The sequence below is a fragment of the Streptomyces sp. SAJ15 genome (assembly GCF_007595705.1).
Lineage (GTDB): Bacteria > Actinomycetota > Actinomycetes > Streptomycetales > Streptomycetaceae > Streptomyces.
Window position 1 is genome coordinate 465116 of sequence record NZ_NISY01000001.1, and the last position, 25999, is coordinate 491114.

Here is a 25999-nt window from a genome sequence, read left to right on the forward strand (position 1 = left end):
TCCCAGCGCCGGCCACGCCCCCGCCGGGGCGCCCGACGCCGACGGCGCCGACGCGCTGCTCGGGCCCGCCGACATCCGGGAGCTGGCCGCCGTGCTGGGCGTGCGCCCGACCAAGCAGCGCGGCCAGAACTTCGTCATCGACGCCAACACCGTCCGTCGGATCGTCCGCACCGCCGACGTCCGCCCCGACGACGTGGTCGTGGAGGTCGGCCCCGGCCTCGGCTCGCTGACCCTGGCCCTGCTGGAGGTCGCGGACCGGGTGACGGCGGTGGAGATCGACGACGTGCTCGCCGCCGCGCTGCCGAGCACGGTCGCGGCCCGGCTGCCCGGCCGCGCCGACCGCTTCGCGCTGGTGCACTCCGACGCGATGCGGGTCACCGAGCTGCCCGGCCCGGCGCCGACGGCGCTCGTCGCCAACCTGCCGTACAACGTCGCCGTGCCGGTGCTGCTGCACATGCTGGCCACCTTCCCGACCATCGACCGCACCCTGGTCATGGTCCAGGCCGAGGTCGCCGACCGGCTCGCCGCCCGCCCCGGCTCCAAGGTCTACGGCGTCCCGTCGGTGAAGGCCAACTGGTACGCCGAGGTGAAGCGGGCCGGCGCCATCGGCCGCAACGTCTTCTGGCCCGCCCCCAACGTCGACTCCGGCCTGGTCTCGCTCGTCCGCCGCACCGCCCCGCTCGCCACCAGCGCCACCCGGGACGAGGTCTTCGCGGTCGTCGACGCCGCCTTCGCGCAGCGCCGCAAGACGCTGCGCGCCGCCCTCGCCGGCTGGGCGGGCTCCGCCGCCGCGGCCGAGGCGGCCCTGGTCGCCGCCGGCATCTCGCCCCAGGCACGCGGCGAGTCCCTTACAGTCGAGGAGTTCGCGGCGATCGCCGAACAGAAGAACGCCGCGTCCTGAGCGCGGCGCCGGGCGTTCGTCACGGGTGCCCGCGCGGTGAGCGCGGCGCAGAGGGAACAGCCGCGCCCCGAGCGCGGCGCGGAACGCGGCCGTGCTGAGCGCGGCGCAGAAGGGAGCCGCGCGGTGAGCGCGCCCGACTCCGTGACCGTACGGGTCCCGGCCAAGGTCAACGTGCAGCTGGCGGTCGGCGGCCCGCGCCCCGACGGCTTCCACGACCTGGCCAACGTCTTCCTCGCCGTGGGGCTCTACGACGAGGTCACCGTCACGCCCGCGGACGAGCTCCGGATCACCGTCTCCGGGGCCGACGCGCACCAGGTCCCGACCGACCGGACCAACCTGGCCGCGCGCGCCGCGCTCGCCCTCGCCGAGCGGCACGGGCGCGAGGCGCGCGTGCACCTGCACATCGCCAAGGACATCCCGGTGGCCGGCGGCATGGCCGGCGGCAGCGCCGACGGGGCGGCCGCCCTGGTCGGCTGCGACGCGCTGTGGGGCACCGGTGCCTCCCGCGAGGAACTCCTGGAGATCTGCGCCGAGTTGGGCAGCGACGTGCCGTTCAGCCTGATCGGCGGGGCGGCGCTGGGCCGCGGCCGGGGCGAGCTGCTCACCCCGCTGGAGGTCGGCGGCGCCTTCCACTGGGTCTTCGCCGTCGCCGACGGCGGCCTGTCCACGCCCGCGGTCTACCGCGAGTGCGACCGGCTGCGCGGCGACGCCGCCGTCCCCGACCCCGAGCCGTCCGCCGCCCTGCTGGAGGCGCTGCGCACCGGCGACGCGGCCGCGCTGGCCGCCGCCGTCGACAACGACCTCCAGGCCGCCGCCGTCTCGCTGCGCCCCTCCCTCGCCGAGACGCTCCGGGTGGGCACCGAGGCCGGCGCGCTGGCCTCCCTGGTCTCCGGCTCCGGCCCGACCTGCGCGTTCCTGGTGAAGGACGGCCAGGACGCCGAGGCCGTGGCCGCCTCCCTGCTCGCCTCCGGAAGCTGCCGCGCGGCCCGGGTGGCCACCGGCCCGGCCGAGGGAGCCCGGGTGGTCGCCGGCTGAGCCGGTCGCCGGCTCCCCGCCTCAGGACACGAACACCGGCTGGACCGCCCAGACGGCCGCCAGCGCGGCCATCGACAGCACCCAGCCGAGCGCGGCCCGGGGGCGGCGCGAGCGGGCGCCCCAGGTGCCGACCAGGGCGGCGCCCACCGAGGTGTACACCGGGAGGTAGACGGCTGCCTGCCGGCCGACGGCCGTGCACACCAAGCGCGGGTCGCCGTCGTGGCAGCTGTCGCCGGACATCGCGATCCACGGCGTGAGGCAGAAGGTGAGCGCCGCGAAGGCCCACAGCAGGATCAGGCCGAGCAGGCGCGCCACCGTGACGAGGCGGTCCATGCCGCGACGCTAGGTGGGCCCGGCGAGGGGCGGCATCCGTAGAGCTACTCAGACCCGTGGCCCGGAGAGCTACTCAGACCGGTGCCCGGCCGGCTCCGCCGCCGTACTCGGTACACCGCGCGCGGCGACTACCCTGGGATGCCGGTCGGAAGCCCGATCGAACCGCATGAGCAGGAGTGAGATGGCCACCAACCTCGTCAATCTGGAAGCCGTCGGCAAGGTGTACGGCACCCGTGCGCTGCTCGACGGCGTCTCCCTCGGCGTCAACGAGGGCGACCGGATCGGCGTCGTCGGCCGCAACGGAGACGGCAAGACCACCCTGATCCGGATGCTGGCCCGGCTGGAGGAGGCCGACAGCGGCCGCGTCACCCACGCCGGCGGGCTGCGGCTGGCCGTGCTCACCCAGCACGACTCCCTCGACCCGGCGGCCACCATCCGGCATGAGGTGATCGGCGACCTGGCCGACCACGAGTGGGCCGGCAACGCCAAGATCCGCGACGTGCTCACCGGGCTGTTCGGCGGACTCGACCTGCCCTCCTTCCCGCAGGGCCTGGACACGGTGATCGGCCCGCTCTCCGGCGGCGAGCGGCGCCGGATCGCGCTGGCCAAGCTGCTCATCGCCGAGCAGGACCTGATCGTGCTGGACGAGCCCACCAACCACCTGGACGTGGAGGGCATCTCCTGGCTCGCCCGGCACCTGAGCGCCCGCCGCTCGGCGCTGGTCTGCGTCACCCACGACCGGTGGTTCCTGGACCAGGTCTGCACCCGCATGTGGGACGTGCAGCGCGGCGTCGTCCACGAGTACGAGGGCGGCTACAGCGACTACGTCTTCGCCCGGGCCGAGCGGGAGCGCATCGCCGCCACCGAGGAGGCCAAGCGGCAGAACCTCATGCGCAAGGAGCTGGCCTGGCTGCGCCGCGGCGCCCCGGCCCGCACCAGCAAGCCGCGCTTCCGTATCGAGGCGGCCAACGAGCTGATCGCGGACGTGCCGCCGCCGCGCGACTCCTCCGAGCTGATGCGCTTCGCCGGCTCGCGTCTGGGCAAGACCGTCTTCGACCTGGAGAGCGTGACCGTCCAGGCCGGCCCGAAGGTGCTGCTGAAGCACCTGACCTGGCAGCTCGGCCCCGGCGACCGCATCGGTCTGGTCGGCGTCAACGGCGCCGGCAAGACCTCGCTGCTGCGGGCGCTGGCCGAGGCCGCCCGCACCGAGGGCGAGAAGCAGCCCGCGGCGGGCCGGATCGTGGTCGGCAAGACCGTGCGGCTCGCCTACCTCTCCCAGGACGTCGCCGAACTCGACCCGGACAAGCGGGTGCTGGAGGCCGTCCAGCAGGTGCGGGACCGCGTCGACCTGGGCAAGGGCCGGGAGATGACGGCGGGCCAGCTGTGCGAGAAGTTCGGCTTCACCAAGGAGAAGCAGTGGACTCCGGTGGGCGACCTCTCCGGTGGTGAGCGGCGCCGGCTGCAGATCCTGCGGCTGCTCATGGACGAGCCGAACGTGCTGTTCCTGGACGAGCCCACCAACGACCTCGACATCGAGACGCTCACCCAGCTGGAGGACCTGCTCGACGGCTGGCCCGGCTCGCTGGTGGTCATCAGCCACGACCGCTACTTCGTCGAGCGCACCACGGACCGGGTGCTGGCGCTGCTGGGCGACGCCACGCTGCGGATGCTGCCGCGCGGCATCGACGAGTACCTGGAGCGGCGCGAGGCGGCCGCCGCTGCCGCCAACGCGGCCGCGACGCCCGGGGCCGGGGCCTCGGGCGGCGGCGCCGCGCCCGCCAAGCCCAAGGGCGGCGGCGACACCCGGGCCACGAAGAAGGAACTCCAGCGCATCGAGCGCCGCCTGGACCGCGTCAGCGAGCAGGAGACGAAGCTGCACGAGCAGATCGCCGAGCACGCCACGGACTTCGAGAAGGTCGCGGGCCTCGACGCCCAGCTGCGCGAGCTGGCGGGCGAGCGGGAGGAGCTCGAACTGCGCTGGCTGGAGCTGGCCGACGAGGTGTGAGGGGCGCGTGGAGGTGCGGTGCCGCACCTGCAACAACCTCATCACGGGCGGGTCTCGGCCGGCGGTCCCGGTGAGACCAGCCCGTGGGGCGCACGGGTCGGGTGATACAAAGAACTCCCGCTTGCCAGCCGTTGACTGGCGGGTTTCATGTCCGATTCGCTCCTTCCCGAGGGGTTTTGATCCTCTCCCAGCTGTCGCCGGGAGGTGCCCCTCGGGATCGCGGGGGAGACCGATCGGCCGCTGAGCCCGCGCGAGAAGGAAATACCCGATGTCACAGCCGCCCCAGCCGCCCAACCAGCCTCCCCCTGGCTCGCCCGGGGGCGGCTTCGGCGCACCGCAGACCCCTCCGCCCGGCCAGCCCCCGCAGAACGCGGGCGGCTACGGGTACCCGCCGCAGGCCCCCGGCCAGGCGCCGGGTCAGCCGCCGCAGACCCCGCCGCAGAACGCGGGCGGCTACGGCTATCCGCCGCAGGCCCCCGCCCAGGCGCCGGGTCAGCCGCCGCAGACCCCGCCGCAGAACGCCGGTGGTTACGGCTATCCGCAGGCTCCCGCGTCGGCGCCACAGACCCCGCCGCCGGGCGGCTTCCCGGGCCAGCCGCCGCAGACTCCGCCGCAGAACGCCGGTGGCTACGGCTATCCGCAGGCTCCCGCGTCGGCGCCGCAGACCCCGCCGCCGGGCGGCCTCCCGGGCCAGCCCGTGCACGCACAGCCCACCCAGGTGGGCATGCCCTCCCCGTTCGCCACCGGCCCGCAGCAGCAGTACGGCTACCCGCCGCAGGCCGCGCCCCCGGGCGCGTACCCCTCCGGCGGCTACCCCACGGTGCCCGGCACCCCGGGCGGGAGCGGCAAGTCCAAGCAGCGGATGATGGTCATCGTCAGCGCGGTGGTCGCGGTCGCGCTCGCCGCCGGCGTCGGCATCTTCTTCGCCACCAAGGACGACCCCGAGCCCAAGCCCAAGCCCGGCCCCACCGCGAGCGGCAGCGAGGGCGGGACCGAGGGCGGCGAGGGCGGCAAGAACGGCGGCAAGGACCCCTTCAAGGACGTCCCCCCCGCGGAGACGGTCGACGCCGAGCTGCTCGCCAAGGTGCCCATGCCCAAGGTCGACGACCTGTTCAAGGTCCCCGGCGTCTGGACGACCGACACGGTCTTCGCCAAGGCCGGCGTCAACGAGATCCTCGGCTTCTCGCCGGACGGCCGCAGCAGCAAGTGGAAGATCCCGCTGGACGGCGAGATCTGCTGGTCCTCGGCCCATGTCACCGAGGACGGCAAGACCGCGGTGCTCTTCGAGGACCACAAGCCCAAGAACAAGGACGACTACGCGAGCTGCTCCGAGGTCGGCCTCATCGACCTCAACGCCGGCAAGATGGTGTGGAAGAAGCACATCGCCGAGGAGGGCGACCGCGTCACCTTCGACGAGGTCACCATCGGCGGCGGCACCGTGGCCGCGGGCGGATCCCGCGGCGGCGCCGCCTGGTCGCTGGCCGGCAAGGAGCTGTGGAAGCCCACGGAGGGCGACGACTGCGCCGACCAGGGCTACGCCGGCGGCAGTGACAAGCTGGTCGCGGTCCACCAGTGCGGCGACTACAGCAACCCGCGCATCGAGGTGCAGACCGTCGACCCGACCTCCGGCGCGGTGAAGTCCTCCTACACGGTGCCCTCGGGCATCGAGTACGTCCACGTGGCCTCCACCGACCCGCTGATCATCGGCTTCGACGCCGGTGACTCCACGGGCGCGGCGGTCTCCGACTTCCTCGTCATCGACGACAGCGCGAAGGCCGGCAAGCTGCGCAGCAAGATCGCCACGCTGAACGGCCAGTACACCGCCAAGTGCGAGTCGGTCAACGTGGAGGGCTGCGCCCAGCTCGCCGTCAGCAAGGAGGCCGACACGCTGTTCATGGCCACGGAGGAGCGCCCCAGCTCCAACTCCGGGGCGCAGAACGAGATCGTCGCCTTCAGCCTGAAGACGGGCAAGGCGGTCGGCAAGGCCGACGGCGTCGCGGAGGCCACCCTGGTGCCGCTGGGCGTGGACAAGGACGGCTACGTCATCGTCTACCAGGAGAGCAGCTACTCCAAGGGCGGCGGCGTCTGGCGGATCCACCCGACGAAGTACGAGAAGTCGCAGCTGCTGCGCAACCCCGATGCCAGCGCCGAGCTGGAGGGCGACTTCGCCCCGAACCACGAATGGGTGGTCTACGGGAACGGTCGTCTCTACCTGGGGGCCGTCTACGCGGACAAGCCGTCCAGCAAGTACGACAAGGACGACCCGCTCGCCATGGTCTTCGGCGCCTCCAGCTGATCTTCCGCCGCCGGCCAATGATCGCCGTGGCCCCGCCCGCACTGCTGTGCCGGCGGGGCCGCTGCCGTATAAAGGGGTCGCTCGACGGTAGCGGAACGATCCCTTTCGGACGCTGACGTGATGTCAAGTAGGCGCCATTGGCCGGGATTTCGGCATTCCGGGGGGCTTCTTCCCGGTAAGGGGCGCGCGAGGTCGAACAACCGTGTAGCTTCCCGGAACAAAGGGCTCACGGGCTGTGACGATGCGGGGTCGTTATCGTTAGCGCGAACGGCAGAGCAAGGGGGCCACAAGGGCCCAGGGACTCGTTTCCCTGGGCGAATGGGGGGGAGCTCATGGGCGTGCGACTCATGGTGGTCGACGACCACCGGCTGCTCGCTGAGGCGCTCGCCTCGGCGCTGAAGCTGCGCGGGCACCGGGTGCTCGCGGCGGCGGCGCCGAGCGCCGGGGCCGCCGAACTGGTGGTCAGCCGGGCGCCGGAGGTGTGCCTGCTGGGCACGTCGACACCGGCCGAACCCGGCGCCTTCGAACCGGTGGTGCGGATCAAACGGGAACGGCCGCAGGTCGCGGTGGTGGTGCTCGGGCCGGTCCCGAGCCCGCGCGGTATCGCCGCCGCCTTCGCCGCCGGCGCGTCCGGCTATGTGCGGCACGACGAGCGCATCGACGGCGTGGAGCGGGCCATGGTCAAGGCGCGGGCGGGCGAGGCGGCGGTGGCCCCGCAGCTCCTCCAGGGCGCCTTCACGGAGCTGCTCAATCCGGCCGCGCAGCCGGACGACGAGGGCGCCCGGCTGCTCCAGATGCTCACGCCGCGCGAGGTCGAGGTGCTGGTGCGGGTCGCCGAGGGCGAGGACACCCGCCTCATCGCCGCCGGCATGGGCATCGCGCCCAGCACCGCCCGCACCCATGTCCAGCGCGTTCTGATGAAGCTCGGCGTCGGCTCCCGGCTGGAGGCCGCCGCGCTGGCGGCCCGCACGGGGCTCCTCGACCGGGCCGGAGCCGCCGGAGCCGCCGGTGGCGTGGGCGGCCCCTCGGGCGCGGGGCGCGCGGTGCGGTAGGCGTTTCCCCCTCCGGTCGGCCTCGGTGTCGGCTTCGGCGTGTGTTCCGGCGGTGGCGGTGGGTCCGGCACCGCCGGGCCGGCTGTCGGGGGCCTCGCCGTCGCGGTGGAAGCGGTGTCGCCGCGTCACTCCGCGGGGGTGTCCGGGGTCTCCTCCGGCTCCGGGAGGGGCGGGGCGTGGACGACCGGCCGTAGCCACGCCCAGACCAGGAAGAACGCGCCGAGGGCGAGCATGCCGATGCCCGTCCAGAGGTTGATGTTGATGTCCTGGGCCTTCTTCAGGTCCGCGTCGGAGGCGGTGAGGCCGGCGATGGTGACGATGATGCCGTAGACGACGAAGAGGCCGCCGATGATGCGGCGGATGTCGAAGAGGCGGGCCGCCGTGGCCGACCTGCGCTCCAGTTCCTCGACGTCGTGCTGGTACTCGTACTCGCTCATGATGGGTGCACCTCGGCGTCCGGTGGAGCGGCGTCAGATGGAGAACGGGATGTAGCAGGCGGCCGCCAGGACGATCGCGCCCCAGCCCAGCAGCGCCGGCTTGCGGTACCAGGCGTCGTCGCCGGCGGCCGGCGGCTCGGCCATGCCGGGGGAGCGGGTGCCGTAGACCAGGCCCGCCAGCTGCTCGATCGGCTTGGGCCGGGTGAACGCCGAGACGGCCACCATCACCACGCCGCCGACGACGAAGGCCACGATCGAGGAGACGAAGTTGGCGCCCTGGTCGCTGGGGATGTCCACGACGCCCTGCTTGTAGAACCAGAAGTAGTTGACCATCGCGGCGACCGTGCCGGACAGCAGGCCCCAGAAGCCGGCCGCGGCCGTCGACCGCTTCCAGAACATGCCGATGATGAAGACGCAGAACAGCGGCACGTTGAAGAACGAGAACAGCGTCTGCAGATAGTTCATGATGTTGCTGAAGGACGAGGCGATGAAGGCCGTGCCCATGCCCATCAGCACGCCGATCGCGGTCACCACCCGGCCGGTCGCCAGGTAGTAGCGGTCCTCCCGCCCCTTGACCACGTACGCGGCCCAGATGTCGTTGGTGAAGACGGTGTTGAAGGACGAGACGTTGGCCGCCATGCCGGCCATGAACGCGGCGAGCAGGCCGGTGACCGCGACGCCCAGGACGCCGTTGGGGAGCAGGTCGCGCATGAGCAGCGGGATGGCGTCGTTGTACTGGAGGTCGCTGCCCTCCTTGCCCAGCGTCGGCTCCATGGCCAGGGCGATCAGCCCGGGGACGACCACCACCATGGGGATGAGGATCTTGGGGTAGGCGGCGATCAGCGGGGTGCGCTGGGCGGCCGACAGGTTGCGCGCCGACAGGGCCCGCTGCACCTCGGCGAAGTTGGTGGTCCAGTAGCCGAAGCTCATCACGAAGCCCAGGCCGAGCACGATGGTCAGCCAGTTGGCGCCCAGCGGGTTGGGTTCGCCGATGCCGGTGCCGCCCCAGGCGGAGAGGAAGTCGTCGCCGTGGCTGCCGGTGAGGGTGTCCGACAGCCCGTCCCAGCCGCCGACCCGCTTGAGACCGACGACGGTCAACGGGATCAGCGCGGCGAGGATGACGAAGAACTGCAGTACCTCGTTGTAGATGGCGGAGGACAGGCCGCCGAGCGTGATGTAGGCGAGGACGAAGAAGCCGGCGACCACGATCGCGACCCACTGCGGCCAGCCGATCAGCGCCTCCAGCACGATCGCCATCGCGTAGAGGTTGACGCCGGCGATCAGCACCGAGGAGACGGCGAAGATCAGGGAGCTGAGCAGGTGCGAGGAGGGCCCGAAGCGGTGCAGCAGGAACTCGGGGACGGACCTGACCTTGGAGCCGTAGTAGAAGGGCATCATCACCAGGCCCAGGAAGACCATGGCGGGGATGGCGCCGACCCAGTACCAGTGCACGGTGTAGGCGCCGTACTGCGCGCCGTTGGCGGCCATGCCGAGGATCTCGGTGGCGCCGAGATTGGCGGCGACGAAGGCCAGGCCGGTGACCCAGGCCGGCAGCGACCGCCCGGAGAGGAAGAAGTCCAGGCTGGTCTTCACGCTGCGCCGGGCGAAGTAGCCGATGCCCAGGACGACGACGAAGTAGATGCCCAGGATCGTGTAGTCGAGCCCGTTGGTGGGGAGTCGCAGCCCGTCAGCCAAGTACTGCATCGAATCACTCTTTTCGAGTCCGCTGCCAGCACGGGAACGCACAGGAACGTACGCTTCTCTGTTCAGTTTCTGAACAGTTATGTTGAGTCTCTTTGTTGGATCGTGATGAACGTAGCCGAATCATCTCGGTATGTCCGGGAATCACGGGCGCATTGACGCCGCTGTTGAGTCGTGGTTCATTGTGTTTGTTTATGTTGAGTAGTTGAGGAGCGGCGAGGAGTCCCGGTGCGGAAGACGGCGGTCCGGCTGGCGGACGGGCGTGAGTTGATCTACTACGACTCAGGCCACGACGCGGTGCGCGACGCCGTCGACCGGCGGCCGCCGGAACCCCCCGCGACCACCTCCGAGATCCGCCTCGACCCGCTGCTCGGCGACCGGGTGGCGATCGCCTCGCACCGCCAGGGCCGCACCTATCACCCGCCCGCCGACCAGTGCCCGCTGTGCCCCTCCCGCCCCGGCCGCCCCAGCGAGATCCCGGCCGCCGACTACGACGTCGTCGTCTTCGAGAACCGCTTCCCGTCGCTGGTCGGCGATGCCGGGCGGTGCGAGGTGGTCTGCTTCACCCCCGAGCACGACGCCTCCTTCGCCGACCTCACCCCGCGGCAGGCCGCACTGGTGCTCGCCGCCTGGACCGACCGCACCGCCGAACTGGCCCGACTCCCCGCGGTCGAGCAGGTCTTCTGCTTCGAGAACCGGGGCGCGGAGATCGGCGTGACCCTCGGCCACCCGCACGGCCAGATCTACGGCTATCCCTTCGCCACCCCCCGCACCGAGGCGATGCTGCGCTCACTCGCCGCGCACCGCGAGCGCACCGGCGGGCGCAACCTCTTCGACGACGTGCTGGCCGACGAGCGGGCGGACGGCCGGCGGATCGTCCTCGACGGCGAACACTGGCTGGCCTTCGTGCCGTATGCCGCGCACTGGCCGTACGAGGCGCACCTCTACCCGAAGCGCCGGGTACCGGACCTGCGGGCGCTGGACGAGGCGGCCCGCGCGGAGTTCCCGGAGGTGTATCTGGAACTCCTCAGGCGGTTCGACCGGATCTTCGGCGACGCCGAGCCCCCTACGCCGTACGTCGCCGGCTGGCACCAGGCGCCGTTCCGGGCGGCCGACCGCGACCGGTTCGCGCTCCACCTCGAGCTCTTCACCATTCGCCGCACTGCCGGCAAGCTCAAGTTCCTCGCGGGTTCCGAATCCGGCATGAGTGTGTTCATCAACGACGTGCCGCCGGAGGCCGCGGCGCAGCGACTGCGAGAGGTAGCGAGCACATGACCAACAAGTACCTGGTGACGGGCGGCGCGGGCTATGTGGGCAGCGTCGTCGCCGCGCATCTGCTGGAGGCGGGCCACCAGGTCACCGTGGTCGACGACCTCTCCACCGGACACCGGGCCGGCGTGCCCGCGGGCGCCGAGTTCGTCGAGGGGCGCGTCCAGGACGTCGCGAAGTGGCTGGACCGCTCCTACGCCGCGGTGCTGCACTTCGCCGCCTTCTCCCAGGTCGGGGAGTCGGTCGTGGACCCCGAGAAGTACTGGCTCAACAACGTCGGCGGCACCGCCGCGCTGCTCGCCGCGATGCGCGACGCGGACGTGCGCACCCTGGTCTTCTCCTCCACCGCCGCGACCTACGGCGAGCCCGCCACCACCCCCATCACCGAGGACGCCGCGACCGCGCCGACCAACCCGTACGGCGCCACCAAGCTCGCCGTCGACCACATGATCAGCGGCGAGTGCGCGGCCCACGGCCTGGCCGCGGTGTCGCTGCGCTACTTCAACGTGGCCGGCGCCCACCGCGCGGCCGACGGCGTCGTCTACGGCGAGCGTCACGACCCGGAGTCGCACCTGATCCCGCTCGTCCTCCAGGTGGCCCAGGGCCGCCGGGAGGCGATCTCCGTCTTCGGCGACGACTACCCGACCCCCGACGGCACCTGTGTCCGCGACTACATCCACGTCGCCGACCTCGCCGACGCCCATCTGCTGGCGCTGGACGCGGCCCGCGAGGGCGCCGGGGACCGCCGGGTGAGCCCCGGCGAGCACCTGATCTGCAACCTCGGCAACGGCAACGGCTTCTCGGTGCGCGAGGTCGTCGAGACCGTGCGCCGGGTCACCGGCCACCCCGTCCCCGAGGTCGTCGCGCCCCGCCGCGGCGGCGACCCGGCCGTCCTGGTCGCCTCCGCCGAGCGCGCCAGGGACCGCCTCGGCTGGCGCCCGCGCCGCGCGGACCTCGCCGGCATCGTCGCGGACGCCTGGGAGTTCGCCCGGCGCGGTGAGAGCGCATGAGCGACCCGCACGGCGCCGGCCACGGTCCGGAGCGCACGGCCGCGGCCTTCGCGGCGGTCTACGGCGGCCCGCCGGCCGGGGTGTGGGCGGCGCCGGGCCGGGTCAACCTGATCGGCGAACACACCGACTACAACGACGGCTTCGTGATGCCGCTGGCGCTGCCGCACACCACGTTGGCCGCGGCCGCGCCGCGCGCCGACGGGCGCTTGCGGCTGCACTCCGGGGGCGTGCCCGCGGCCGGCGTGATCGAGCTGCGTGTCGCGGAGCTGGCGCCGACCGCCGCGCCGCGCGGGGCGGCGGCCCGTTGGGCGGCCTACCCGGCGGGGGTGGCCTGGGCGATGCGTGAGGCGGGCCTGGCCGTGGGCGGCGCGGACGTGCACTTCGACAGCACGGTGCCGACGGGGGCGGGGCTGTCCTCGTCGGCCGCGCTGGAGGTGGCGACCGCGGCCGCGCTCAACGACCTGTACGAGCTGGGGCTCGCGCCGCAGCGGCTGGCCCGGCTGTGCCAGCGGGCGGAGAACGCGTTCGTGGGCGTCCCCTGCGGGATCATGGACCAGACCGCGTCCGCCTGCTGCACCGCGGGGCACGCGCTGTTCCTGGACACTCGCTTGCTGACCCGGCGGCAAGTACCGTTCGATTTGGCGGCCCATGGACTGCGTCTTCTGGTGGTCGACACCGGGGCCAGACACGAGCTGGCAGACGGCGCGTACGCGAATCGGCGCGCCTCCTGTGAGACGGCCGCGCGGGCGCTCGGGGTGCGTGCCCTGCGTGACATCCCCTACGTGCAACTGAAATCGGCCCTCGCGGACCTGGGCGAGGACGACACACTGCGGCGCCGTGTCCGGCATGTGGTGACCGAGAACCGACGGGTGGAGGAGGCGGTCGCGCTGCTGGACGCCGGCGAGGTCCGCGCCGTCGGCCCGCTGCTGACCGCGGGCCACGCCTCCTGCCGCGACGACTTCGAGGTCTCCTGCCCGGAGCTGGACCTGGTGGTCGAGTCGGCCGACGCGGCGGGCGCGTTGGGTGCCCGGATGACCGGAGCCGGCTTCGGCGGTTCGGCGATCGTGCTGGTCACGGAGGCGGACGCGGAGCGCATCGGCCGGGTGGTGCGGGACGCCTTCGCCGCCGCCGGCCACCGGGCCCCGCGGGTCTTCTCGACGCTGCCCTCGCCGGGGGCGCGACGGTTGGCCTGAGCGAGACCGCCGCGGGGCGGGTGATGATCTGCGATGCGCCTGCGGTGGCCGGTGGGGAGCTCGCATTGGGGCGATCATTTTTCGTCATGGGCGGTTGACTTCCGCCACTTTGCGGAACACTCACCCCATCGTGAACGGGGGCGGCCAGGCAGTTTTGCGGTTTCGCCTCCGATGTCGGATCCCGGCCGTACGCTGAGCTAGGCGTCGGTGGGGGCCGACGCTCATCAGGGGGCGAGACAGGCAGGTACGACGCCCGGGGTGGGGTGGCATCACCGTACGGCGGCGGCCGTGTGGTCGAGCGATCCGGCACCGGGCGCCGTACCCGCACTGGCTCATCGCATCCGGCGACATGGGGGGTGGGGCTGTGGCACGCATCCGGGTTCTCGTAGTGGACGATCACCGCATCTTCGCCGAGTCGCTGGCCGCCGCCCTGGCCGCGGAGCAGGACGTGGACGTGGCGGCGGCGGGCAGCGGCCCGGCGGCGCTGCGCTGCCTGGAGCGCGGGGCGACCGAGGGGCGCCGCTTCGACGTGATGCTGGTCGACTCCGACCTGGGCACCGCGACCGCCGACCTGACGCAACCCGCGTACGCGGCCGCCGCGTCCATGGCGGGCGACGCCGGCCCGGCGGGGACCAACGGCCGGGCGGTCGGCGGCCGGCCGGGCGTGGACGGGATCTCCCTGGTCGGCGCCGTGCGCACCGCGCACCCCGCCGTCCGCACCGTGGTGCTCGCCGAGCGCGACGACCCGCGCCGCGCGGCCGCGGCGCTGCAGGCCGGGGCCTCCGGCTGGGTCGCCAAGGACTGCTCGCTCTCCCGGCTGCTCGCGGTCATCCGCGGAGTGCTGCGAGACGAGACGCATCTGCCGCCGGCGCTGCTCACCGGCGTGCTCCGGGAGCTGACCGCGGCCCGCAAACACCGCACCGAGAGCGAGCGGCTGGTGGAGTCGCTGACCCCGCGCGAGCGCGAGGTGCTGCGCTGCATGGTGGCGGGGCTGGGCCGCAAGGCGGTCGCCGAGCGGCTCTTCCTCTCCCCGCACACGGTCCGCACACACATGCAGAACGTGCTGGGCAAGCTCGGGGTGCACTCCACGCTGGCGGCCGTCGCGCTGGCCCGCCGGGCGGGTGTGGGCCCCGTCGACCTAGCCGGGGATGTTGTCGAACGGGGCGGTCAGCTGGCGTAGCAGCCCGGCCAGTTCGCCCCGCTGCTGACGGGAGAGCTCGGCGAGGATCGCCCGCTCCTGGGCGAGCAGCCCGGCCAGCGCCTGGTCCGCCCGGTCCCGCCCCTCCCGGGTGAGCCGCACCAGAACCCCGCGACGATCACTGGGGTCGGGCAGCCGCTCGACAAGGCCCTTCTTGGCCAATCTGTCGATGCGATTGGTCATGGTCCCGGAGGTCACCAGCGTCTGGGTGAGCAACTGCCCAGGTGAGAGCTGGTACGGGGCGCCCGCCCGACGCAGCGAGGTCAGGACGTCGAACTCCCACGGCTCCAGCTGGTGCTCGGCGAAGGCCAGCCGGCGCGCCCGGTCGAGGTGGCGGGCCAGCCTGCTCACCCGGCTGAGCACCTCCAGCGGTTCCACGTCGAGGTCAGGGCGCTCCCGGCGCCACGCCGCGACCAGCCGATCGACCTCGTCCTCCATGGCGATCAGTGTAGTTGGTCTGTCGACATGAAGTCTCTTGATGTCAAGAGATACTCTGTGGGGCGGCTGGGCATCGAATGGCGGGTAAGCGGACCGTTCCGCTTCAGCGTCATCCGTTCCTGCTAGGGGGCTCGAACATGCACGTCGCTCCAATCTGGGATCCGCGGCAGTACCTACGGCACGCCAGCCTGAGGACGCGTCCCTTCCTCGACCTGCTCGCCCGCATCGCGGAGCCGCCGGCCGCCTCGGGGCGCCCCATCCGGATCGCCGACCTCGGGTGCGGCCCCGGAAACGTCACCGCGCTGCTCGCCGACCGCTGGCCGAGCGCGCACATCACCGGCTACGACAACTCCGCCGAGATGCTCGCGGAGGCCCGGTGTCACGCCGGCGAGACCCCCGGCGGCGGCCGCCTCGACTTCCGGTCCGCCGACGCCGCCGACTGGGAGCCCGGCGAGACCTACGACCTGATCGTCTCCAACGCGGCCCTCCAGTGGGTGCCCAACCACGCCCGCTCCTTCGAACGCTGGGTCGACTCCCTCGCCCCGGGCGGCACCCTCGCCTTCCAGGTGCCCGGCAACTTCACCTCACCCAGCCACGCCCTGCTCGGCGAGCTCTGCGACGCCCCGCAGTGGCGAGAGCGCCTGGAGGGCTTCGGACGCCGCTTCGTCCACATCCTGGACCCGGTCGACTACCTGGAACGGCTCACCGCGCTCGGCTGCGCCGTGGACGCCTGGGAGACCGTCTACGTGCCGATGCTGGACGGCCAGGACCCGGTCCTCGAATGGGTCAAGGGCACCGCCCTGCGACCCGTGCTGACCGAACTGCACGACGACCCGGAGGCATCCGAGGAGTTCCTCGCCCAGTACCGGGACCTGCTGCGCAAGGCATATCCGGCCGGGCCCTACGGGACGCCGTTCCCCCACCGGCGCATCTTCGTCAACGCCCGCAGGCTGAGCGCGTAGGACAGCCCCGTGGCCGCGGGATGACCGGCATACGCGCTGGGGGCCCGCCCCGCGCCCGGGGCGGGCCCCCAGCCAGGCGGCTGCTTCCCGTCAGTTCTTGCGGTGACCTATCAGCCGCGGCTTCGGCTCCAGGCCGTCCAGCCCATGCCAGGCCAGATTCACCAGATGCGCCGCCACCTCGGCCTTCTTCGGCTTGCGCACGTCCAGCCACCACTGACCGGTCAGCGCCACCATGCCCACCAGCGCCTGCGCGTACAGCGGGGCCAGCTTCGGGTCGAAACCCCGGGCCTTGAACTCCAGACCCAGGATGTCCTCCACCTGAGTGGCGATATCGCTGATCAGCGAGGCGAAGGTGCCCGTGGACTGGGCCACCGGAGAGTCCCGCACCAGGATCCGGAAGCCGTCGGTGTACTGGTCGATGTAGTCCAGCAGCGCGAAGGCGGCCTGCTCCAGCAGCTCACGCGGATGGCCCCCGGTCAGCGCGCCCGTCACCATGTCCAGCAGCTGGCGCATCTCGCGGTCGACCACCACCGCGTACAGCCCCTCCTTGCCGCCGAAGTGCTCGTACACCACCGGCTTGGAGACGCCGGCCTTGGCCGCGATCTCCTCCACCGAGGTGCCCTCGAAGCCGCGCTGCGCGAAGAGCGTGCGACCGATGTCCAGCAGCTGCTCCCGGCGCTCCTTGCCGGTCATCCGGACGCGGCGGGCGCGCCGGCCCGAGCCCGTGGGCCGGTTCTTGTTGTTGCTGGTGTTGCTGTCGATCGCCACGTCGTCAATCATGCCGCCTTCGCGGAACCTTCCTTGCCTCGGGCACCTTCCGTGCGGCGGGCGTCGATCCGCGACTCGCTCGGCCAGCGCACGTCATACGCCCAGCCGGCCTTCTCGAACCAGCGGATGATCCGGGCGCTGGAGTCCAGCTGGCCCCGGAGCACCCCGTGCCGGGCGCAGGTCGGGTCGGCGTGGTGCAGGTTGTGCCAGGACTCGCCGCAGGACAGCACCGCCAGCCACCACACGTTGCCGGAGCGGTCCCGCGACTTGAACGGGCGCTTGCCGACCGCGTGGCAGATCGAGTTGATCGACCAGGTCACATGGTGCAGCAGCGCCACCCGGACGAGCGACCCCCAGAAGAACGCGGTCAGCGCGCCCTGCCAGGACCAGGTCACCAGGCCGCCGACCAGCGGCGGAATGAGCAGCGAGACCGCGGTCCACAGCACGAACTGGCGGGAGATCGTCCGGACCACGTCATCCTTGACCAGATCCGGCGCGTACTTCTGCTGCGGGGTCTGCTCCTGGTCGAACATCCAGCCGATGTGCGCCCACCACAGGCCCTTCATCAGCGCCGGCACCGTCTCCCCGTACCGCCAGGGGGAGTGCGGGTCCCCCTCGGCGTCGGAGAACTTGTGGTGCTTGCGATGGTCGGCGACCCACCGCACCAGCGGCCCCTCCACCGCCAGCGAACCGGCGATCGCCAACGCGATCCGCAACGGGCGCTTGGCCTTGAAGGAGCCGTGCGTGAAGTAGCGGTGGAAGCCGATCGTGATGCCATGGCAGCCGATGTAGTACATCGCCACCATCAGACCGAGGTCGAGCCAGCTGACGCCCCAGCCCCAGGCCAGCGGGATCGCCGCGAGCAGGGCCACGAAGGGCACGGTGATGAAGAGCAGCAGGGTGAGCTGCTCGATGGACCGCTTGCTGTCCCCGCCCAGGGTGGCGGACGGGAGCGGGGTTTCCTGGGCCTTCGGCGCGTCTTCGACCACGTCGGGGCTTGCAGTCATGGAGTTCCCTCGCGGGGGTTCGGGGGACGGGGGTTCTGCGGGGCGAGGCTACGGATCCGTAACCTACGGCCTCGTAAGTATGGCAGGGCGCGGAAGCGCGGCAACAGGGCTGGCGACCCAGCGCGCCGTCCGCCGCCTATCCTGGGTGGCGTCGGACAGCGCGGTCCGCACCCCGCCAGACGTGCTCATTCATCGCAAGGAGCCGACACCTGTGAGCAGTGCCGACCACACCAACGCCGCCCTGCGTGCCGACATCCGCCGTCTCGGAGACCTTCTCGGAGAGACGCTGGTCCGCCAGGAGGGCCCCGAACTCCTCGAACTGGTCGAGCGCGTCCGCGCGCTGACCCGCAGCGACGGCGAAGCCGCGGCCGAACTGCTGCGCTCCACCGACCTGCCCACCGCCGCCAAGCTGGTACGGGCCTTCTCCACCTACTTCCACCTGGCCAACGTCACCGAGCAGGTGCACCGCGGCCGCGAGCTGCGCGCCAAGCGGGACGCCGAGGGCTCGATCCTCGCCCGCACCGCCGACCAGCTCAAGGAAGCCGACCCCGAGCACCTGCGGCAGACCGTCGAGCGCCTCAACGTCCGCCCCGTCTTCACCGCCCACCCCACCGAGGCCGCCCGCCGCAGCGTGCTGAACAAGCTGCGCCGCGTCGCCGAGCTGCTCGACGCCCACGCCGGAAACGGCGACACCCGCCGCACCGACCTGCGACTGGCCGAGAACATCGACCTGCTGTGGCAGACCGACGAGCTGCGGGTGGCCCGCCCCGAGCCCGCCGACGAGGCGCGCAACGCCATCTACTACCTGGACGAGCTGCACGCCGGCGCCGTCGGCGACGTCCTGGAGGACCTGATCGCCGAACTGGACCGGGTCGGCGCCCCGCTCCCCGCCGGCACCCGCCCGCTCACCTTCGGCACCTGGATCGGCGGCGACCGCGACGGCAACCCCAACGTCACCCCCGAGGTGACCTGGGAGGTGCTGATCCTCCAGCACGAGCACGGCATCACCGACGCCCTCGACGCCGTCGACGACCTGCGCAAGGCGCTCTCCAACTCCATCCGCAACAGCGGCGCCACCGAGGAGCTCCTCGCCTCCCTCCAGCGCGACCTGGAGCTGCTGCCCGAGATCAGCCCCCGCTACAAGCGCCTCAACGCCGAAGAGCCCTACCGCCTCAAGGCCACCTGCGTCCGGCAGAAGCTCCTCAACACCCGGGAGCGGCTCGCCGCCGGCACCCCCCACCAGGAAGGCCGCGACTACCTCGGCACCGCCGAGCTCGTCGCCGACCTCCAGCTCATCCAGGAGTCGCTGCGCGCCCACCGCGGCCAGCTGATCGCCGACGGCCAGCTGGAGCGCACCATCCGCACCCTGGGCACGTTCGGCCTCCAGCTCGCCACCATGGACGTGCGCGAGCACGCCGACGCCCACCACCACGCCCTCGGCCAGCTCTTCGACCGCCTCGGCGAGGAGTCCTGGCGGTACGCCGACATGCCGCGCGACTACCGCGCCAAGCTGCTCGCCAAGGAACTGCGCTCCCGCCGGCCGCTGGCCCCCACCCCGGCCCCGCTGGACGCCGCCGGCGCCAAGACCCTCGGCGTGTTCCACACCATCCGTGAGGCGTTCGAACGCTTCGGCCCCGAGGTCATGGAGTCGTACATCATCTCCATGTGCCAGGGCTCGGACGACGTCTTCGCCGCCGCGGTGCTGGCCCGCGAGGCCGGGCTGATCGACCTGCACGCCGGCTGGGCGAAGATCGGCATCGTGCCGCTGCTGGAGACCACCGACGAGCTGCGGATCGCCGACCAGCTGCTCGACGAGATGCTCTCCGACCCCTCCTACCGCCGGCTGGTCGCCCTCCGCGGCGACGTCCAGGAGGTCATGCTCGGCTACTCCGACTCCTCCAAGTTCGGCGGCATCACCACCAGCCAGTGGGAGATCCACCGCGCCCAGCGGCTGCTGCGCGACGTCGCCCACCGGCACGGCGTGCGGCTGCGGCTCTTCCACGGCCGCGGCGGCACCGTCGGCCGCGGCGGCGGCCCCACCCACGACGCGATCCTCGCCCAGCCCTGGGGCACCCTCGAGGGCGAGATCAAGGTGACCGAGCAGGGTGAGGTCATCTCCGACAAGTACCTGGTGCCCTCGCTGGCCCGGGAGAACCTGGAGCTGACGGTCGCCGCCACCCTCCAGGCGTCGGCCCTGCACACCGCCCCGCGCCAGTCCGTGGAGGCCCTGGCCCGCTGGGACGCGGCCATGGACACCGTCTCGGACGCCGCCCACGCGGCGTACCGGCGACTGGTGGACGACCCCGACCTGCCGGCCTACTTCTTCGCCTCCACCCCGGTCGACCAGCTCGCCGACCTGCACCTGGGCTCCCGCCCCTCCCGCCGCCCGGACTCCGGCGCCGGGCTGGACGGGCTCCGCGCCATCCCCTGGGTCTTCGGCTGGACCCAGTCGCGGCAGATCGTGCCCGGCTGGTTCGGCGTCGGCTCCGGGCTCAAGGCGGCCCGCGAGGCCGGCCTGGACACCGTCCTGGACGAGATGCACCAGCACTGGCACTTCTTCCGCAACTTCCTGTCCAACGTCGAGATGACGCTCGCCAAGACGGACCTGCGGATCGCCCAGCACTACGTGGACACCCTGGTGCCGGACGAGCTGAAGCACGTCTTCGACACCATCCGGGCCGAGCACGAGCTCACCGTCCGCGAGGTGCTGCGGGTCACCGGCGAGGCCGAGCTGCTGGACGCCAGCCCGGTGCTCCAGCAGACGTTCCACGTCCGCGACGCCTACCTGGACCCCATCTCCTACCTCCAGGTCGCCCTGCTGCACCGCCAGCGCGTCGCCCGCGAGCGCGGCGAGGAGGCGGACCCGCTGCTGGGCCGGGCGCTGCTGCTCACCGTCAACGGCGTGGCGGCCGGGCTGCGCAACACCGGCTGACCCGCGGCCGGTGACGCACGACGTCCCCCGCCGGAGCCGCGCTCAGGGAGCGGCCCCGCCGGGGGACGGGCTTTTTCCGGCGCCGCGGAGCGCCGTGGGGGAGCCGGTCTCAGCCGCGGGACATCCGACGGACGATGAGGATGCCGCCCACCAGGACGATGGCGGCGGCGACGGCGATGATGATCTGCATGGGATACCAGCTCCGGATTGACTCGTGGGGAAGTCGGGGGGTGGGCCAGCCCACTGTCCTGTGCCCCCGGCAGACCGTCAACGGTCTTTGCGCCCCATGCGCCCCAAAAGGGAGACAGTGCCCCAATTACCAGCGGTAACAATCCGGTGAATGTGAGCTTCCCGTGCTGGTGTTCTAGTTTCCCTGTCTGCTCGACGTCCGTCAGGAGTTGTACGTGCTCTGCGCCCGCTCCAGCCCCTCCAACACCAGCGCCTCCACCGCGTCCGCGGCCCGATCCACCAGGTAGTCCAACTCCTTCCGCTCCGCGGCGGAGAAGTCCTTCAACACGAACGCCGCCACATCCATCCGCCCCGGCGGACGCCCGATACCGAAGCGGACCCGGTAGTACTCCCGCCCCACCGACTTGGTGATCGACTTCAGGCCGTTATGACCGTTGTCGCCACCACCCAGCTTCAGCCGCAACGCCCCGAAGTCGACGTCCAACTCGTCATGGACCGCGACCACCCGCTCCACCGGCACCTTGTAGAAGTCGCGCAACGCCGTGGTCGGGCCGCCCGAGAGGTTCATGAAGGACATCGGCTTGGCGACGACCACCCGACGGCCCGCCGGACCCGGCGGACCCACCCGCCCCTCCACCACCTGCGCGCGCGACTTGTGCGCCTTGAAGCGGCCGCCCATGCGCTCGGCGAGCAGATCGGCCACCATGAAGCCCACGTTGTGCCGGTTCCCGGCGTACTCGGGACCCGGATTGCCGAGTCCCACGATGAGCCAGGGGCTCGCTGCGTCGTCCATCTCTCGCCTCTCGATGGGGGTTGTTACCAGGCATACACGACTGCCGCCCCACTCCAGCGGAGCGGGGCGGCAGCCAGCGGTGTCACAGGGGGAGGGATCAGCCCTCGGCGCCCTCGGCCTCGGCGGCACCCTCAACCGGGGCCTCGGCCTGCGCGGCGACGACCTGCAGCACGACGGCGTCCTCCTCGATGGCCAGGACGGTGCCCTTCGGCAGCTCGACGTCCTTGGCGAGGATCGAGTGACCGGCGTCCAGACCCGCGATGGAGACGGTGACCGACTCCGGGATGTGGGTGGCCTCGGCCTCGACCGGCAGCGCGTTGAGGACGTGCTCCAGCAGGTTGCCGCCCGGGGCCAGCTCGCCCTCGGTCTGCACCGGAACCTCGACGGTGACCTTCTCGCCGCGCTTGACCAGCAGCAGGTCCACGTGCTCGATGAAGCCCTTCAGCGGGTCGCGCTGCACGGCCTTGGGGATGACGAGCTCGTTCTTGCCCTCGATGTCGAGGCCGATGAGAACGTTCGGGGTCTTCAGCGCCAGGAACAGCGCGTGGCCCGGCATCGTCACGTGGATCGGCTCGGAGCCGTGACCGTAGATGACGCCCGGGATGTTGTTGGCACGACGGATACGGCGGGCAGCGCCCTTGCCGAACTCCTTGCGCAGCTCAGCGGAGATCTTGACCTCGGCCATGATGCACTCCTCGTAGTAGCTGGAACGGTGGCCGTCACCCGACCCACGACAGACCACTACCTCTACGAAGAGCGCGTCGATAACGGAGCAGCCGAGCGGATCAACCGCCACGGCCTCCCTCGCCGAGCAACTCAGCGATTCTACCGTCCGACCGGAGAAGGACCAATTCGAGCCCCCGAAGACCGCCCACACACCGAAACGGCTGAGGCCACCCCGGGTCCGGGGTGGCCTCAGCGGGAGACGAGCGGCGATCCGTAAACCGGACACGCGGCCGACCTCAGTCGTCGAACAGGCTGGTGACCGAGCCGTCCTCGAAGACCTCGCGCACCGCGCGGGCGATGGTCGGCGCGATCGACAGCACGGTGATCTTGTCCAGCTCCAGCTCACCCGGCGTCGGCAGGGTGTTGGTGAAGACGAACTCGCTCACCTTGGAGTTCTTCAGCCGGTCCGCGGCCGGACCGGAGAGGATGCCGTGCGTGGCGGTCACGATCACGTCCGCGGCACCGTTCTCGAACAGCGCCTCGGCGGCGGCGCAGATGGTGCCACCGGTGTCGATCATGTCGTCGACCAGGACGCAGACGCGGCCCTTCACATCACCGACCACCTCGTGGACGGTCACCTGGTTGGCCACGTCCTTGTCGCGACGCTTGTGCACGATCGCCAGCGGAGCGTCCAGACGGTCGCACCAGCGGTCGGCGACCCGCACCCGGCCCGCGTCCGGAGACACGACGGTGAGCTTGGAGCGGTCGACCTTCGAACCCACGTAGTCGGCCAGCACCGGCAGCGCGAACAGGTGGTCCACCGGGCCGTCGAAGAAGCCCTGGATCTGGTCGGTGTGCAGATCCACCGTGACGATCCGGTCCGCACCCGCGGTCTTCAGGAGATCGGCGATCAGACGGGCCGAGATCGGCTCACGGCCACGGTGCTTCTTGTCCTGACGGGCGTAGCCATAGGAGGGGATGACCACGGTGATGCTCCGGGCCGAGGCCCGCTTCAGAGCATCGATCATGATCAACTGCTCCATGATCCACTTGTTGATCGGAGTGGTGTGGCTCTGGATCAGGAAGCAGTCCGCGCCACGCGCCGACTCCTGGTAACGGACGTAGATCTCGCCGTTGGCGAAGTCGAACACCTTGGTCGGGACCAGGTGGACGCCCAACTCGTGCGCGACCTCCTCGGCCAGCTCGGGGTGGGCGCGGCCGGAGAAGAGCATCAGCTTCTTCTCGCCGGTCGTCTTGATCCCGGTCACAGCACAGTCTCCTTGGATTTCACTGCATGTGCTATCGATGCGTGCTTGACGCGCCTCTTAACGGTACGCCCCGCTCGGAGTGTCCGCGCACATGTCACTTGTCGCCTTCGTCCTCCTGAAGGGCGGCCTGAGCGGCCTCGGCGGCGGCGCTGCCGGGACGCTTGCGAGCCACCCAGCCCTCGATATTCCGCTGCTGGCCACGGGCGACAGCGAGCGAACCCGGGGGCACGTCCTTGGTGATGACCGAGCCGGCGGCGGTGTAGGCGCCATCCCCGATCGTGACCGGAGCCACAAACATGTTGTCCGAGCCGGTACGGCAGTGACTGCCGATGGTGGTGTGGTGCTTGGCCACCCCGTCATAGTTCACGAAGACGCTGGCGGCACCGATGTTGCTCTGCTCACCGATGGTCGCGTCACCCACGTACGACAGGTGCGGCACCTTCGAGCCGGCGCCGAGATCGGCCTTCTTCATCTCCACGAAGGTGCCGGCCTTGGACTTGCTGCCGAGCCTCGTCCCGGGCCGCAGATAGGCGTACGGGCCGACACTCGCGCCCGGACCCACCTCGGCCCCGTCGGTGACCGAGAAACCGACCGTGGCACCCTCACCGACCGTCGTGTCGGTCAGCCGGGAGTTCGGGCCCACCTCCGCGCGGGCGGCGACATGGGTGGCCCCCAGCAGCTGGGTACCCGGGTGGATCAGCGCGTCCGGCTCGAACGTGACGGTGACATCCACCCAGGTGGTCGCCGGATCCACCACCGTCACGCCGTCGAGCATGGCCCGCCGCAGCAGCCGCTCGTTCAGCATCCGACGAGCCTCGGCCAACTGCACCCGGTTGTTGATACCGGCGATCTCACGGTGGTCCCCGGCGACCGAGGCGCCCACCCGGTGCCCGGCCTCACGCAGGATGCCCAGCACATCGGTGAGGTACTCCTCACCCTGGCTGTTGTCGGTGCGCACCTTGCCGAGGGCGTCGACCAGCAACCGGCCGTCGAAGGCGAAGACCCCGGAGTTGATCTCCCGGATGGCGCGCTGCGCGTCGGTGGCGTCCTTGTGCTCCACGATCGCGGTGACCGCGCCGTCGGCGGCCCGGACGATGCGCCCGTAGCCGGTGGCGTCGGGGACCTCGGCGGTCAGCACGGTCACGGCGTTGCCGTCGGCGGCGTGCGTGGCGGCCAGGACGGTGAGGGTCTCGCCGGTCAGCAGCGGGGTGTCGCCGCAGACGACGATCACGGTGCCGTCGAGGGCGACGCCGTCCCGACCCAGCTCCTCCAGGCCCATGCGGACCGCGTGACCGGTGCCGTTCTGCTCGTGCTGGACGGCGGTGCGCACATCCGCCTCGGTCTCGGCGAGGTGGCCGGCGACCTGCTCGCGGGCGTGGCCGACGACCACGACGAGGTGCTCGGGGTCGAGCGCCCGGGCGGCGGCGACCACATGACCGACGAGAGACCGGCCGCAGATGGCGTGCAGGACCTTGGGAGTCGACGACTTCATGCGGGTGCCCTCACCCGCTGCGAGGACGACGACGGCTGCCGGGCGGTTGGCGCTCACGGGTGTGCCCTTCGGCTTCGGGGGTGGACACCCGCAGGATACCGACAGGTATCGAGGAGGGAACGCGGGCGGGTCCTGACCTGGATGGTCAGGACCCCCTACATTCGAACTTCGGGCTCCCCCGCAAGGATTCGAACCTTGACCTGCCAAGACCAAAACTTGGTGTGCTGCCGGGTTACACCACGGGGGACCGGTGGGTCAGACCATACCGGACGGAGGGTCTGCTGAGGGCGCGCTGGCCCAGTCCGTGATGCCCTGCCACCACCCTTCGACCTGTCGGTACAGCCGAGCGCTGTTCGTGACGTAGATCCTCAAGCATCCTCGGTAAGACTCGCCCCGGTTTAGTCGGTTTGTGCCAGGGTTGTCCTTTCGGATGCATGGCTTGAGGAACTCTTCAACAGGGACGCCGGTGAGCTCGGACCAGAACCGAGTCGCCTCTGTCAGGTCCGCGGAGTCGTGGATGTGCAGGCTGCAGCGCATGCGATGACGCTCCACTCCCAGTAGCTTGAGCCAGCGGATGTAGATCCGGATCATGCGCGGATCGCTGTTGATGAAGGTGAGGCTTTCCCGCCGGGCGTAGTCCTTGTCCTTCGAGCCCTCCGCCCAGTACAGACCGGCGCCAATCAGTAACAGTTCGCGATCGCTAATGCTGCCGATCTGCTGTGTGGCTTCTTGGGTCAGGCGGCGGCGCTCGTCGTCTCGCCCCTTGCGGAACGCAGTCTGGGCCTTGTCCAGGCGCTGCATGCGCTCCACTTCGGTCCAGCGAGGTGCGGGCTTTGGTAGGTCCCTGACCCATGCCGAGATCGAACTCTTCGATGCCCCCAACTCCGCTCGGATTTCGTCGTATGTCATGCCCTGCGAGCGCAGTTCGCGAGCCTTTAGACGCCTTGCGTCCTTGGCGTTGCTGCGCTTGGTCCAGGCGGGTGCGGGGGCCGTCAGGGCGCCGTCCGTGTGGCATGGTGTTTCGCTCATATAGACAGCCTTGTTCGCTATGCGG

General features: G+C 71.4%; 22 protein-coding genes and 1 tRNA gene. 11 read left to right on the plus strand and 12 right to left on the minus strand.

Going from position 1 to position 25999, the window contains the following annotated elements; genetic code table 11:
• Positions 1-55: 55 nt before the first annotated feature.
• Complete coding sequence (rsmA, locus tag CD790_RS02045) at positions 56-901, plus strand: 16S rRNA (adenine(1518)-N(6)/adenine(1519)-N(6))-dimethyltransferase RsmA (RefSeq protein ID WP_144381859.1); 846 nt, start codon at positions 56-58, stop codon at positions 899-901.
• Between the two features lie 123 nt (positions 902-1024).
• Positions 1025-1936: a 4-(cytidine 5'-diphospho)-2-C-methyl-D-erythritol kinase gene (locus CD790_RS02050; RefSeq protein ID WP_144381209.1), complete on the plus strand. Its 912-nt coding sequence runs from the start codon at positions 1025-1027 to the stop codon at positions 1934-1936.
• Between the two features lie 21 nt (positions 1937-1957).
• Here the strand turns inward: CD790_RS02050 and CD790_RS02055 are convergent, their stop codons facing one another.
• Positions 1958-2269: a hypothetical protein gene (locus CD790_RS02055; RefSeq protein WP_144381210.1), complete on the minus strand. Its 312-nt coding sequence runs from the start codon at positions 2267-2269 to the stop codon at positions 1958-1960.
• A gap of 181 nt (positions 2270-2450) precedes the next feature.
• Here CD790_RS02055 and CD790_RS02060 point away from each other — a divergent pair, with 181 nt between their 5' ends.
• The 3 genes from CD790_RS02060 (at position 2451) to CD790_RS02070 (ending at position 7622) form a co-directional block, all read left to right on the plus strand.
• Positions 2451-4274 carry an ABC-F family ATP-binding cassette domain-containing protein gene (locus CD790_RS02060; protein WP_144381860.1) on the plus strand — a complete coding sequence of 608 codons (1824 nt, stop codon included), beginning with the start codon at positions 2451-2453 and terminating at the stop codon, positions 4272-4274.
• Positions 4275-4542: 268 nt separating this feature from the next.
• Positions 4543-6570: a hypothetical protein gene (locus CD790_RS36555; RefSeq protein WP_186318835.1), complete on the plus strand. Its 2028-nt coding sequence runs from the start codon at positions 4543-4545 to the stop codon at positions 6568-6570.
• A gap of 332 nt (positions 6571-6902) precedes the next feature.
• Positions 6903-7622 carry a LuxR C-terminal-related transcriptional regulator gene (locus CD790_RS02070; protein ID WP_144381211.1) on the plus strand — a complete coding sequence of 240 codons (720 nt, stop codon included), beginning with the start codon at positions 6903-6905 and terminating at the stop codon, positions 7620-7622.
• 125 nt (positions 7623-7747) lie between these two features.
• Here the strand turns inward: CD790_RS02070 and CD790_RS02075 are convergent, their stop codons facing one another.
• Together CD790_RS02075 and CD790_RS02080 are read right to left on the minus strand one after the other, a co-directional pair.
• Complete coding sequence (locus CD790_RS02075) at positions 7748-8059, minus strand: hypothetical protein (RefSeq protein ID WP_144381212.1); 312 nt, start codon at positions 8057-8059, stop codon at positions 7748-7750.
• A gap of 33 nt (positions 8060-8092) precedes the next feature.
• Positions 8093-9763, minus strand: coding sequence for a sodium:solute symporter family protein (locus CD790_RS02080; RefSeq protein WP_144381213.1), 1671 nt, complete (start codon positions 9761-9763; stop codon positions 8093-8095).
• A gap of 225 nt (positions 9764-9988) precedes the next feature.
• Here CD790_RS02080 and galT point away from each other — a divergent pair, with 225 nt between their 5' ends.
• From galT to CD790_RS02100, 4 genes are all read left to right on the plus strand, one after another.
• Entirely contained in the window at positions 9989-11035 is a 1047-nt protein-coding gene (gene galT / locus CD790_RS02085) for a galactose-1-phosphate uridylyltransferase (RefSeq protein WP_144381214.1), read from the plus strand.
• Entirely contained in the window at positions 11032-12039 is a 1008-nt protein-coding gene (gene galE / locus CD790_RS02090) for a UDP-glucose 4-epimerase GalE (RefSeq protein ID WP_144381215.1), read from the plus strand. The genes galT and galE overlap by 4 nt, the downstream gene beginning before the upstream one ends.
• Positions 12036-13232 carry a galactokinase gene (gene galK / locus CD790_RS02095; protein WP_144381216.1) on the plus strand — a complete coding sequence of 399 codons (1197 nt, stop codon included), beginning with the start codon at positions 12036-12038 and terminating at the stop codon, positions 13230-13232. The genes galE and galK overlap by 4 nt, the downstream gene beginning before the upstream one ends.
• A 364-nt stretch (positions 13233-13596) precedes the next feature.
• The gene (locus CD790_RS02100) at positions 13597-14412 is read left to right on the plus strand and encodes a response regulator transcription factor (RefSeq protein WP_144381217.1); all 816 of its coding nucleotides are present in this window, start codon (positions 13597-13599) and stop codon (positions 14410-14412) included.
• Here CD790_RS02100 and CD790_RS02105 read toward each other — a convergent pair.
• A complete protein-coding gene (locus CD790_RS02105; RefSeq protein ID WP_144381218.1) occupies positions 14371-14868 on the minus strand; it encodes a MarR family winged helix-turn-helix transcriptional regulator in 498 nt (165 codons plus the stop codon). The genes CD790_RS02100 and CD790_RS02105 overlap by 42 nt on opposite strands.
• A 137-nt stretch (positions 14869-15005) precedes the next feature.
• On the opposite strand from CD790_RS02105, the gene CD790_RS02110 reads away from it, so the two are divergent.
• Complete coding sequence (locus CD790_RS02110; RefSeq protein WP_144381219.1) at positions 15006-15830, plus strand: trans-aconitate 2-methyltransferase; 825 nt, start codon at positions 15006-15008, stop codon at positions 15828-15830.
• A 90-nt stretch (positions 15831-15920) separates the two neighbouring features.
• On the opposite strand, the gene CD790_RS02115 is transcribed toward CD790_RS02110, so the two are convergent.
• Together CD790_RS02115 and CD790_RS02120 are read right to left on the minus strand one after the other, a co-directional pair.
• Positions 15921-16610, minus strand: coding sequence for a TetR/AcrR family transcriptional regulator (locus CD790_RS02115; protein WP_144381220.1), 690 nt, complete (start codon positions 16608-16610; stop codon positions 15921-15923).
• Complete coding sequence (locus CD790_RS02120) at positions 16607-17605, minus strand: fatty acid desaturase (RefSeq protein WP_144381221.1); 999 nt, start codon at positions 17603-17605, stop codon at positions 16607-16609. Before CD790_RS02120 ends, CD790_RS02115 begins: the two co-directional genes overlap by 4 nt.
• 211 nt (positions 17606-17816) lie before the next feature.
• Between CD790_RS02120 and ppc the strand changes: the two genes are divergently transcribed.
• Entirely contained in the window at positions 17817-20537 is a 2721-nt protein-coding gene (ppc, locus tag CD790_RS02125) for a phosphoenolpyruvate carboxylase (protein WP_144381222.1), read from the plus strand.
• Positions 20538-20928: 391 nt separating this feature from the next.
• Here the strand turns inward: ppc and pth are convergent, their stop codons facing one another.
• The 6 genes from pth to CD790_RS02155 form a co-directional block, all read right to left on the minus strand.
• Positions 20929-21519, minus strand: coding sequence for an aminoacyl-tRNA hydrolase (pth, locus tag CD790_RS02130; RefSeq protein WP_144381223.1), 591 nt, complete (start codon positions 21517-21519; stop codon positions 20929-20931).
• Positions 21520-21616: 97 nt separating this feature from the next.
• Complete coding sequence (locus tag CD790_RS02135) at positions 21617-22204, minus strand: 50S ribosomal protein L25/general stress protein Ctc (protein ID WP_144381861.1); 588 nt, start codon at positions 22202-22204, stop codon at positions 21617-21619.
• A 277-nt stretch (positions 22205-22481) separates the two neighbouring features.
• Positions 22482-23453 (minus strand): ribose-phosphate diphosphokinase, encoded by a 972-nt coding sequence (locus CD790_RS02140; protein ID WP_144381224.1) that lies wholly within the window; start codon positions 23451-23453, stop codon positions 22482-22484.
• 94 nt (positions 23454-23547) lie between these two features.
• Entirely contained in the window at positions 23548-25002 is a 1455-nt protein-coding gene (gene glmU, locus CD790_RS02145) for a bifunctional UDP-N-acetylglucosamine diphosphorylase/glucosamine-1-phosphate N-acetyltransferase GlmU (RefSeq protein ID WP_144381225.1), read from the minus strand.
• 116 nt (positions 25003-25118) lie between these two features.
• Positions 25119-25192 (minus strand) — tRNA-Gln (locus tag CD790_RS02150).
• Between the two features lie 8 nt (positions 25193-25200).
• Entirely contained in the window at positions 25201-25974 is a 774-nt protein-coding gene (locus CD790_RS02155) for a hypothetical protein (protein ID WP_260867277.1), read from the minus strand.
• Positions 25975-25999: the final 25 nt, after the last annotated feature.